Source organism: Pseudomonas sp. BN102 (genome assembly GCF_029871245.1).
Classification (GTDB): Bacteria; Pseudomonadota; Gammaproteobacteria; order Pseudomonadales; family Pseudomonadaceae; genus Metapseudomonas.
Genome location: NZ_SSON01000024.1, coordinates 32707 through 44103, shown reverse-complemented (window position 1 = coordinate 44103; position 11397 = coordinate 32707). Strand labels below are relative to the sequence as shown.

At 63.3% G+C, this 11397-nt stretch carries 9 protein-coding genes, 1 tRNA gene and 1 rRNA gene; 8 read left to right on the top strand and 3 right to left on the bottom strand.

The genetic code is table 11. From position 1 onward, the window contains the following. The first annotated feature begins 9 nt into the window (after positions 1-9). Together rrf and E8F12_RS03140 are read left to right on the top strand one after the other, a co-directional pair. Positions 10-125, top strand: a 5S ribosomal RNA gene (rrf, locus tag E8F12_RS03145). Positions 126-283: 158 nt separating this feature from the next. Then, entirely contained in the window at positions 284-1276 is a 993-nt protein-coding gene (locus E8F12_RS03140; protein WP_280323838.1) for an asparaginase, read from the top strand. 185 nt (positions 1277-1461) lie between these two features. Here the strand turns inward: E8F12_RS03140 and E8F12_RS03135 are convergent, their stop codons facing one another. Continuing rightward, positions 1462-1767: a hypothetical protein gene (locus tag E8F12_RS03135; RefSeq protein WP_348532401.1), complete on the bottom strand. Its 306-nt coding sequence runs from the start codon at positions 1765-1767 to the stop codon at positions 1462-1464. A 180-nt stretch (positions 1768-1947) separates the two neighbouring features. Here E8F12_RS03135 and E8F12_RS03130 point away from each other — a divergent pair, with 180 nt between their 5' ends. From E8F12_RS03130 to E8F12_RS03115, 4 genes are all read left to right on the top strand, one after another. Then, positions 1948-3291 (top strand): gluconate:H+ symporter, encoded by a 1344-nt coding sequence (locus E8F12_RS03130; RefSeq protein ID WP_280323836.1) that lies wholly within the window; start codon positions 1948-1950, stop codon positions 3289-3291. Positions 3292-3341: 50 nt separating this feature from the next. Beyond that, positions 3342-4676, top strand: a complete 1335-nt coding sequence (gene dsdA, locus E8F12_RS03125) for a D-serine ammonia-lyase (RefSeq protein ID WP_280323835.1) — start codon at positions 3342-3344, stop codon at positions 4674-4676. Positions 4677-4747: 71 nt separating this feature from the next. Further along, entirely contained in the window at positions 4748-5734 is a 987-nt protein-coding gene (dsdC, locus tag E8F12_RS03120) for a DNA-binding transcriptional regulator DsdC (RefSeq protein ID WP_280323842.1), read from the top strand. 268 nt (positions 5735-6002) lie between these two features. After that, entirely contained in the window at positions 6003-7379 is a 1377-nt protein-coding gene (locus E8F12_RS03115; protein WP_280323834.1) for a hypothetical protein, read from the top strand. A 104-nt stretch (positions 7380-7483) separates the two neighbouring features. Here the strand turns inward: E8F12_RS03115 and E8F12_RS03110 are convergent, their stop codons facing one another. Together E8F12_RS03110 and E8F12_RS03105 are read right to left on the bottom strand one after the other, a co-directional pair. Beyond that, on the bottom strand, positions 7484-7816 hold the full coding sequence (locus E8F12_RS03110; RefSeq protein WP_280323833.1) for a hypothetical protein: 333 nt from the start codon (positions 7814-7816) through the stop codon (positions 7484-7486). A 266-nt stretch (positions 7817-8082) separates the two neighbouring features. Next, a tRNA-Arg gene (locus E8F12_RS03105) sits at positions 8083-8159 on the bottom strand. 321 nt (positions 8160-8480) lie between these two features. On the opposite strand from E8F12_RS03105, the gene gabD reads away from it, so the two are divergent. Beyond that, complete coding sequence (gene gabD, locus E8F12_RS03100) at positions 8481-9932, top strand: NADP-dependent succinate-semialdehyde dehydrogenase (protein WP_280323832.1); 1452 nt, start codon at positions 8481-8483, stop codon at positions 9930-9932. 169 nt (positions 9933-10101) lie between these two features. Continuing rightward, on the top strand, positions 10102-11379 hold the full coding sequence (gabT, locus tag E8F12_RS03095; protein ID WP_280323831.1) for a 4-aminobutyrate--2-oxoglutarate transaminase: 1278 nt from the start codon (positions 10102-10104) through the stop codon (positions 11377-11379). The last annotated feature ends 18 nt before the right edge of the window (positions 11380-11397 follow it).

Below are 11397 nucleotides of genomic sequence, written 5' to 3'. Positions count from 1 at the left end.
ACCGAATTGCTTGACGATCATAGAGCGTTGGAACCACCTGATCCCATCCCGAACTCAGTAGTGAAACGACGCATCGCCGATGGTAGTGTGGAGCTTCTCCATGTGAGAGTAGGTCATCGTCAAGCTCCTATCCCAAACCCCCGATACGCCCAGGCGTGTCGGGGGTTTGTCTTTGCGCGCAGGAAATGTCGGCTCACGAAATATCTCACCTGCATCGATAGGCCGGTACGTGGGGCGGTATTAGGATGGCGAGGACTGCGGTACTAACAAGAACGGAGAAACCATGTCCCCCGCCCGCAAACTCCTGGTGCTGTACACCGGCGGCACCATCGGTATGCAGATGACCGATGCCGGTCTTGCTCCAGCCTCCGGCTTCGAGGCCCGGCTACGCGCCGAGCAGGCCGCCCAGCCACAGCGCCCGGCACCGCCCTGGGTGTTCCGCGAACTGCTGCCGCCGCTGGACAGTGCCAACATGACCCAGGCCAATTGGCTGGCCATGCGCGACGCCATAGTCGAAGGCGTCGAGCAGGACGGCTGCGATGCCGTGCTGGTGTTGCACGGCACAGACACCCTGGCCTACAGCGCCGCCTCGCTGTCCTTCCTGCTCCTCTGCCTGCCGGTTCCGGTGGTGCTCACCGGCTCCATGCAGCCCGCAGGGGTCGAGGGCGGCGATGCCTGGCCCAACCTGTTCGGCGCCATGGGCCTGCTGGCTGCAGGCGTCACGCCCGGCGTGCATCTCTACTTCAACGGCCTGTTGCTCAATGGCGCCCGCGCCAGCAAGCAGCGCAGCGATGCCTTCGACGCCTTCATCGAAGCCCAGCGCCCGCGCCACGGCCAACGCGCGACCACCATCCCGGCCGAGCTGAACTACCGCAAACTGCGTCAGCCGGTCAGCCTCGCCGTGCAACCGCTGTTCCCCGGCCTCGCCGCAACCCAGTTGCGCGCGGTGCTCGACAGCGGCGTCCAGGGCTTGCTGCTGGAGTGCTACGGCAGCGGCACCGGCCCTTCGGACAACGCCGACTTCCTCAGTGCCCTCACGGACGCCCATGCACGCGGCGTGGTCCTGGCCGCCATCAGCCAATGCCCCCAGGGAGCGGTGAAGTTCGGCGTCTACGCCGCCGGCAGCCAGCTGGCCAGCAGCGGGCTGGTGTCCTGCGCCGGAATGACCCGCGAAGCGGCACTGGGCAAGCTGTTCAGCCTGCTCGGAGCCGGCCTGCCGCAAGCCGAGGTGGAGCGCTGGCTGGCGCAGGATCTTTGCGGGGAAATGGCCGGCTGAGCTCACCAGCTGGTGCTCAGGATCTTACGCGCACGAACATCAGGCTGACTGAGCGCTCCCCGTTGCGAGTCACCCCTCTCCTCTTCGGGGAGAGGGGCTGGGGGAGAGGGTAGAGGCCCGCTCGTATGTCGCACGGGGAGACAGTTGCCGTTTCCACGTCCGTCGAGGAAGGACCTTCATCTCCTCTACTCCTGTCTTAGCACCTTGATCAGCGCCGCGAACTCCTCGCCCGCATAACCGGCCGCCTCCGCCCGCTTCAACAGACCGTCGGCAAAGCGCGGGAACTCACTGTTGATGCCCATCTGTCGGGCGGCTTCCGCCAGTCGCGCGGTGGCTTCCACCGAGATGCTCAGCGGACTCTCGCTGATGCGGAAATCACCCCTGTGGATAACACCGGCCTCGTGCTGGAGGAAGGCGCCGAAGCTCGGCGAGATCTCCGCGGCGACCACCGCCACAGGTCGCGAGTTGTGACCGGACGAAAGCCAAAAAATGGACTCAGCTGGTAATGGGGACAGGATGGCTGATCAGCTTGGCGTTCAGGCTTCCAGCAATAGTTGATCCCAGTTCATCCATAGGCTGACGAACCATCGTTTGTCCGTAACAGGGCGCTGAAATCTAATCCATCAAAACAACATCGCATGGACGCGAGTAGTGATGGAGAAGAACAAAAGATGACCCCCGCTTTTTCGCTTTCAGTTCTCGGCACCGCGATCTTGCTGATCGTGGTCCTGATCAGCAAGTTACGAGTACACCCGTTTTTATCCCTGATGGCCGCGAGCCTGCTTGTTGGTGTAGGAACCGGCATGCCACCCACCGCGATGGTGGCCGCCTTCGAAAAGGGCATGGGCGGCACGCTCGGGTTTCTTGCAGGTGTCATTGGCCTGGGCAGCATCCTGGGAAAGCTGCTGGAGGAATCCGGTGGAGCCAGGCGCATCGCCACGACGCTGCTGGATGTCCTGGGCGAGAAGAATGCGTCCTGGGCCATGATGCTGGTGGGCTTTATCGCGGGCATTCCGGTGTTCTTCGAGGTCGGCTTCGTTCTGCTGATTCCGCTGATCTATGTGGTCGCGCGCCAGGCCCGGATCAACATGCTTTTCCTCGGTGCCCCGCTGGCGACCTCGCTGATGGTCGTTCATTGCATCCTGCCGCCGCACCCGGCGGCCACCGCCATCACCGGCATGTTGAACGCGGACATCGGCAAGGTGATCGTGTACGGCCTCATCGTGGGGCTGCCCACCGCCGTGATTGCCGGCCCTGTCTGGGTGCGCTTCATGTGCAGCCGTCAGGCGCCTGAAGGCCAGCAGCAGTTTCTCGCCGAGCGCAGCGAAGCCACCGTCGACGACAAAGCATCGCCGGGCTTCGGCATCACGCTGGCGACGGTGCTGCTGCCGCTCGCGCTCATGGTCGGCAAGACGCTGTCGGTGACCCTGCTCGCCAAGGAATCCGCCGCGTATGAATGGGTGTCCTTCTTCGGCAATCCGCTGATTGCGCTCGCGCTGTCTGTTTGTTTCGCCTACTGGTCGCTGGGCCTGCGGCGCGGTCTCGCTATGGGCGACCTCCTCAACCTCACCCATCGATGCTTCCCACCGCTGGCCGGCATTCTGCTGATCATCGGCGCGGGCGGTGCGTTCAACGATATTCTGGTCGGCAGCGGGATCGGCAAGGTGCTGGCGGACGTGCTGAGCCAGTCGCAGCTGAACCCGATCATCCTGGCTTGGCTGATCGCGGGATTGATGCATTTCGCCGTCGGCTCCGCCACGGTCGCCATGATCAGTGCGGCCGGGATGGTATTGCCGGTCCTGGGCCAGCACCCCGAATACAACCGTGAGATCCTCGTGATAGCCATCGGTGCAGGCGCGATTGGCTGGACGCACATCACGGACTCCGCTTTCTGGGTCGTGAAGGAATACTTGGGTATTTCCCTATCCGAGGCCATCAAGAAATTCACCGGCGCAACTGTGCTGGCCTCGTTCACGGCTCTGGGCTGCACGCTGTTGCTCGCCAACTTCGTCTGACTTGAGTCGCTACCACCTTTTTCATGCACAGACTGTCGATAGGAACATCCATGATTCACGGCAAAACGCTCGATGCCTGGTATTCCAGCCACCCACTGATCAAGGATCTGGTCGCCCTGCGGGAAACCAACTGGTTCAATCCGGCCATCGCCCCTGTCGCCTCAGCCCTGGGAGATGTGGGGCTGGGCGCGGACGATGTCGCACAGGCCAGCGCACGTTTGCAGCGCTTCGCGCCCTACATCGCAAAAGTCTTTCCGGAAACCGCTGCGGCGGGCGGGATCATCGAATCGGGAATCGTGCCCCTGAAGAAACTGCACAGCTTGTTGCTGAACGAAGCGGGGCTACCCGGAAGTGGCTCGCTCTGGCTCAAGACGGACAGCGATCTGCCCATTTCCGGATCGATCAAGGCGCGCGGTGGCATCCATGAAGTGCTCAAGCATGCTGAGGATCTTGCCCTGCAAGCTGGGCTGATCAGCATCGGCGATAGCTACGAAGCTCTGGCATCCGATGAGGCTCGCCAGTTCTTCGGCCAATACAAGATCGCGGTCGGCTCCACAGGCAACCTGGGGCTCTCCATCGGCATCATGAGTGCCAAGCTCGGCTTCCAGGCGACCGTGCACATGTCATCGGACGCGCGGCAATGGAAGAAGGACAAGCTGCGAGCGCATGGGGTGACGGTCGTCGAGTACGAGTCGGACTACAGCGTCGCGGTGGAGCAGGGACGCCGACAAGCCGCATGCGACCCCAGCTGCTACTTTGTGGACGACGAGAACTCGCCCCATTTGTTCCTCGGCTACGCAGTCGCTGCAGAACGGCTGGTGCGCCAGTTCGAGCAGGCTGGAGTGGTCGTCGACCTGGATCACCCGCTGTTCGTCTACCTGCCTTGTGGTGTGGGTGGCGGCCCCGGTGGCGTTGCCTTCGGCCTCAAGCTGGCCTTTGGAGATGCCGTGCACTGCATCTTCGCCGAGCCCACTCACTCCCCCTGCATGTTGCTGGGCGTCTACACCGGATTGCACGATGAAGTCAGCGTCCAGGAATTCGGCATCGACAATGTCACGGCGGCGGACGGCCTGGCGGTTGGCCGGCCATCCGGATTTGTTGGCCGTGCGATGCAGCGGCTGATCGACGGTTATTACACCGTGACGGACGAAGAGCTGTACCGCCTCCTGGCAATCGCATACCAGGAAGAGCGGGTTCGGCTGGAGCCCTCCGCTCTGGCCGGCGCACCGGGGATGGTGCGCGTCCTGCGAGACCAGGCCTATCTGGAGCGTCTCGGCGTCACTTCGAAGCGGTTGGCCAACGCCACGCACCTCGTCTGGGGAACGGGTGGCAGCATGGTGCCGGCTGAAGAATTCGCCGCGTATGTCGAGAAGGGGCGCGGCTAGCAGCGCCACTCGCCATGAAGGTGACGGAACTCACGCAGGTGCGGGCGGCGGACCAAGAGAGGATTGCAGCGATGTCGAAGGCTGGTATCACCCCAGGACCGAAGCTCAACGGGACACATCTGGCGAACCTGCATACCTTCCTGGTCGCCGCTCGCCACATGAGCTTCTCGCGGGCCGCCGATGAGCTGTGCCTGACGGCCAGCGCGGTAAGTCATCGCATCGCCCGGCTGGAAGAAGACCTGTCGCTCAAGTTGTTCCACAGGCTGCCAAGGAAGGTGAGCCTGACCGACGACGGAGAGCGCATCTTCCAGATCATGCAGCACACCATGGATGCGTTATCCGAGGCCATGCAGGAGCGTGCGCACGCGCAGATTTCCGGGCAACTGACCTTTTACGTGAGGCCATCGGTAGCGCAATGCTGGCTGGTGCCCAGACTGGCAGACTTCACCGCCCGTTACCCGGGTGTGCAACTGGATATCCGGGTGGGCAATGAGCGCATTGATTATCGAACGAGGAAAATCGATCTCGTCCTGTGCTACTCCAACGGCGAGCACCCCGGTCTCACGAGTACCCGCCTGATGCCGGAGCGTATTGCGCCAGTCTGCAGTCCCGAGTACGCGCGCAAACACAACCTTCCAGGGCACCCCGACCGGCTTGACCAATGCATCCTGCTGCATGACGTGGAGGCCTGGGACAACGCCGCGTTCGATGCGGAGTGGCGCTTATGGGCGCGTGAGACCGGAGCGACGGACTTCCTGCCGGAGCGCTTCCTGACCTTCGACCGCTCCGACTTGTGCACGATCGCGGCCATGAACCACTCCGGTGTCGCCATAGGCCGCGAACAACTGGTCCGCCAACGCATTGAGAATGGAGAGCTGGTGCTGCCGTTCAGCGGCTTCATAGAGACGAGAAACTATGGCTACTACCTGGTTCATCCCCCTCTCGACCCAATGCCCAGAAGGCTGCAAGCACTTATCGACTGGCTCGAGGAATGCGCCAGGGAACCGCTGATGCCAGCGATAAATTGCCCCGAAAATTCCGGAGGCGCTTTGAGTTGAGTCGAGCCGCTCCGGCCGACTCGGTTAGAAGTTTCAGGCAAAAGGGCTGATCGACGGGCTTTCCATACCTGGGGCGCTGTTTACCCCGGGAATCTGGAAAGTTTTGCATGCTGTTTTAGAATCAAAAATTACCACCTGGAGATCTTCGTGCCGCTCGTACTGCGCTGTCGCGGCGTGCAGCTGGTAGCGGACGACACGCTTCGAGCGGTTCGGCTAATCCCCCATCAGCGACGTCCAGGTCCTTTTCGCTCCAAACAGGAGAAAGGACATGACGCATATCTGCAGTCCCTCGCCAACACGACGGAATGGAATCGCGGTCGGGAAGGTGCTGTTTGCAAGCTTGGGTTTGGTTCTGCTGGCACTTGCAGAAAGGCCGGCGCACGGGCAGGTCTTGCTCACCGAGACGACCTGGGGCGGAACTGGAGCCGAAGTCGCAACCGCTGTCGCCACGGCCGCCGACGGCAGCGCGTACCTCGTCGGCTCGACAGATAGCTTTGCCTTCGACCCGCCCGGCCAGCCCGCGACGCGGATTTTCATCGTCAAGCTCTCGAATGGAGCGGTCGTCTGGCAGCGGATCTGGAACGGCCCGACCATCGTCGGGGTGACGGATGCGTCAGTGGCGGTCGCTGCCGACGGTTCAGTCTACGTGGCCGGCATCACCGCAGACGGTGGCGGAGACGCCGTGTTGCTGAAGTTCGATCCGAGCGGCAACCTGCTCTGGGAGCGGGCCTGGGGCGGTGCCGAGTCCGATAGCGCCGGCGCGGTGGCGACGGACAGCGACGGCTTCGTCTACGTCGCGGGCCGGGCAACCAGCTTCGGCCCGAGCTCCGCCGGGGTGTTCGTCCTGAAGTTCGATCCGGCGGGCAATCTTGTCTGGCAACGGCTCTGGGACGATGCCGCCGGCTTCGAGGCGATGGCCGTCACGCCGGACGGCAATGTCTACGCGGCCAGCTCGAGACTGCGGCCCGACAGCAATTTTTCCCAGTTCGACGTGATGGTGCTGAAGCTGACGCCAGAGGGCGAGCTGGCCTGGGCACGGACATACGGCGCGGGCGAGGTTGTGGATGCGCGCGGCGGAATGGCCGCCGCCGCGGATGGGTCGATATATACGGCTGGCGCCATACAGGCGGAGAAAAGCGGCATCGTCGGCATCGCCGCGCTGGTCCTGAATATCGGGTCCGATGGCAGCTTGTTGTTCGGCAGGGAATGCTGCACCAAGGGCGGCGACACCGGTGAAGGCATCGCGGTGGCGCCCGACGGCTCGGTGCTTCTCGCCGGAACGACGACGGTGTTGGGCGTCGGCTTCCAGGACGCATTCGTCGCGCGCCTGCAATCGACGGGCAAGAAGGTGACGGCTGCGGCAACCTGGGGTGGCACCGGCTTCGAGACCGGCGGCGGGGTCGCGGCTGCGGCCGACAACACGGTGTTGCTCGCGGCGACGACGAGCCAGGGCCCGCCGTATTCGCTGCTGGAGGCATCGCTGAAACTGTCCACGCCGAAATTCACCGTCGCGACCCCTGCGGGAGCGCTCGTGGATCCGGAAGGCACGGTTTCGATTCCGACACACGGGGCGTCCACACCGACCGGTAGCACGACCTACAGCGGAAACTTCGAGTCGGCACTCATTCGGCTCATGCTGCCGTAACAGGGCAGCGTCGCCAGAACCGTGCGGACTGGGAAAGGACTAAGTAAGTGCCATTCAAATCTGGCCCCTTTTCCCAGTCCCCTTTTTCCTCTCTGGCCGTCGCGCTAATTGTGCGGGTCGTGGAAGATGCCCATCAGTCGCTGTCCACGAAGGTTCTTGCAGACCCAGTTGTAAAGCGGATAGCCAACCAGGGAGAACAAGGCGGAACCGAGGGCAGCAAGGAGTGGGAACCCAATGAAGTTAACCAGCGGATTGTCGAACCGCTCCAGCGTGACCATGCCCAGCCCGTCAACGAGGAAGAGGATGAGCGCCCAGGCGATGCCGCCGCAGAATCCGCTGAGCGTCGTTAGCAGCATCAGAGAGAATGCATTCAGTTGCACGGAGCAATAACGGTAGGTCCTTACGGTTTCGCTGGACGCCTTGTCTTCCATTGCCATCGCCTCTCCCAACTCGTGTCGAATTTACCGATTTGTAGACTGGGGCTCCGCTCGACGCTCTGCGGCGGAGGCGGCTACCCGATAGCCACGCAGGAAGCTTAGCTACGCTGAACGACGGTCGCGAGGAAGCCTTCGAGCCGGGATGGGGCGGGGGCTGGCAGCGCGCCGGCTCTTGCTATGGAGTCGTTCGCGGGCTCTGGGGTCGCCGGCATCGTGGAATAGAAAAAACAAAGGCCCCGAGATTTCTCCAGGGGCCTTGTCATATATGGCGCATCCGGCGGGATTCGAACCCACGACCCCTGCCTTCGGAGGGCAGTACTCTATCCAGCTGAGCTACGGATGCGTATGGGGGCGCCATGATACCCATGTCGGGCCCCTGCGTCCATGCGGCAAACCCTTGTTCGCAATGTTGAACGATAGTGCGGCTTCTGGTCATCTTTGATCAGGATTTCGACAAACTGCACCGACTTTTTGTTGATTTTATCGAACGGCCTATTGCCCTTCACTTCCCCGCGCCCTAGGATTCGTTTGAGATTTCAAACGCCCCCTTGCCCCTCCATGAGCTGGGCCGTTCCAATCGACTCCGTCCCGGCCGATCGTGCATCGACCGAAGAACCACAACCTGCCCCGGCGCCCCTGTAGCGCTGGCGTGAAGGAGACAGAGATGCAATTGAAAGACGCCAAGCTGTTCCGCCAGCAAGCCTACATCGACGGCACCTGGCTGGACGCCGACAGTGGCCAGACCATCAAGGTCAACAACCCGGCCACTGGCGAAATCATCGGCACCGTGCCGAAGATGGGCACCGCCGAGACCCGCCGCGCCATCGAGGCTGCCGAGCGTGCTCTGCCGGCCTGGCGTGCGCTGACCGCCAAGGAACGCGCCAACAAGATGCGCCGCTGGTTCGAACTGCTGATGGAAAACCAGGACGACCTGGGCCGCCTGATGACCATCGAGCAGGGCAAGCCGCTGGCCGAAGCCAAGGGCGAGATCGCCTACGCTGCCTCCTTCATCGAGTGGTTCGCCGAAGAAGCCAAGCGCGTCTACGGTGACGTGATCCCCGGCCACCAGCCCGACAAGCGCCTGATCGTGATCAAGCAGCCGATCGGCGTGACCGCCGCCATCACTCCGTGGAACTTCCCCGCCGCGATGATCACCCGCAAGGCCGGCCCGGCCCTGGCCGCCGGCTGCACCATGGTGATCAAGCCCGCTTCCCAGACCCCGTACTCTGCCCTGGCCCTGGTCGAACTGGCCGAGCGCGCCGGCATCCCGAAAGGCGTGCTGAGCGTGGTCACCGGCAGCGCCGGCGAAGTCGGCGGCGAGCTGACCAGCAACCCGGTCGTGCGCAAGCTGTCCTTCACCGGTTCGACCGAGATCGGTCGCCAGCTGATGGCCGAATGCGCCAAGGACATCAAGAAGGTGTCTCTGGAGCTGGGCGGCAACGCACCCTTCATCGTTTTCGATGACGCCGACCTGGACGCCGCCGTCGAAGGCGCGCTGATCTCCAAGTACCGCAACAACGGCCAGACCTGCGTCTGCGCCAACCGCCTGTACGTGCAGGACGGCATCTACGACGCCTTCGCCGAGAAGCTGAAGGCCGCCGTGGCCAAGCTGAACATCGGCAACGGCCTGGAAGACGGTATCACCACCGGCCCGCTGATCGACGAGAAGGCCGTGGCCAAGGTCCAGGAGCACATCGCCGACGCGGTTTCCAAGGGCGCCAAGCTGCTCGCCGGTGGCAAGCCGCACGCCCTGGGTGGCACCTTCTTCGAGCCGACCATCCTGGTCGACGTGCCGAAGAACGCCGCCGTGGCCAAGGAAGAAACCTTCGGTCCGCTGGCTCCGCTGTTCCGCTTCAAGGACGAGGCCGACGTCATCGCCATGGCCAACGACACCGAGTTCGGCCTGGCTTCCTATTTCTACGCCCGTGACCTGGGCCGCGTGTTCCGCGTGGCCGAGGCCCTGGAGTACGGCATGGTGGGCATCAACACCGGCCTGATCTCCAACGAAGTGGCGCCCTTTGGCGGCGTGAAGGCCTCGGGCCTCGGTCGCGAAGGTTCCAAATACGGCATCGAGGACTACCTGGAGATCAAGTATCTCTGCCTCGGCGGTATCTGATCCAAAGACGGGGCAAGGCGCGAAAGAGCGCGCGGCGCCCCAGTTCCACCCTTAAAGCAAACGAGCCTCCGGCAAGCCCGCGCAGTCGATCATCGAATGCTGCGCTGGCCCCTACCGGGGGCATTCATCCTTGAAGCTGCGCCGCCCGATGAGCGGCCGTGAGGAACTTATGAGCAAAAACGAATCCCTGCTGAAACGCCGTGCCGCTGCCGTTGCCCGCGGTGTTAGCCAGATCCACCCGATCGTCGCCGAGCGCGCCGAGAACGCCACCGTGTGGGACGTCGACGGCCGCGAGTACATCGACTTCGCCGGCGGCATCGCCGTACTGAACACCGGACACCTGCACCCGAAAGTGATCGAGGCCGTCCAGGAGCAGCTGACCAAGCTGACCCACACCTGCTTCCAGGTGCTGGCGTACGAGCCTTACATCGAACTCTGCGAAGAGATCGCCAAGCGCGTACCGGGTGACTTCGCCAAGAAGACCCTGCTGGTGACCTCCGGCTCCGAAGCCGTCGAGAACGCCGTGAAGATCGCCCGTGCCGCCACTGGCCGCGCCGGCGTGATCGCCTTCACCGGTGCCTACCACGGCCGCACCATGATGACCCTGTCGCTGACCGGCAAGGTGGTTCCGTACTCCGCCGGCATGGGCCTGATGCCCGGTGGCGTGTTCCGCGCCCTGGCTCCGTGCGAGCTGCACGGCATCAGCGAAGACGAGTCCATCGCCAGCATCGAGCGCATCTTCAAGAACGATGCCCAGCCCCAGGACATCGCCGCCATCATCATCGAGCCGGTTCAGGGCGAAGGTGGCTTCTACGTCAACTCGAAGGCGTTCATGCAGCGTCTGCGCGCCCTGTGCGACCAGCACGGCATCCTGCTGATCGCCGACGAAGTGCAGACCGGCGCTGGCCGTACCGGCACCTTCTTCGCCTCCGAGCAACTGGGCGTGGTGCCTGACCTGACCACCTTCGCCAAGTCCGTTGGCGGCGGCTTCCCGATCTCCGGCGTGGTCGGCAAGGCCGAAGTCATGGACAGCATCGCTCCCGGCGGCCTGGGCGGCACCTATGCCGGCAGCCCGATCGCCTGCGCCGCGGCCCTGGCCGTGCTGAAGGTGTTCGACGAAGAGAAACTCCTGGAGCGCAGCCAGGCTGTAGGCGAGCGCCTGAAGGCCGGTCTGCGTGAGATCCAGGCCAAGCACAAGGTCATCGGCGACGTCCGTGGCCTGGGTTCGATGGTCGCCATCGAGCTGTTCGAAGGCGGCGACGAAAGCAAGCCGAATGCCGAACTGGTTGGCAAGATCGTTGCCAGGGCGCGCGAGAAGGGCCTGATCCTGCTCTCCTGCGGCACCTACTACAACGTCATCCGCTTCCTGATGCCGGTCACCATTCCCGACGCGCAACTGGACAAGGGTATCGCCATTGTCGCTGAGTGCTTCGACGAACTGGCCTGATCCGTCAGGAATTGAAAA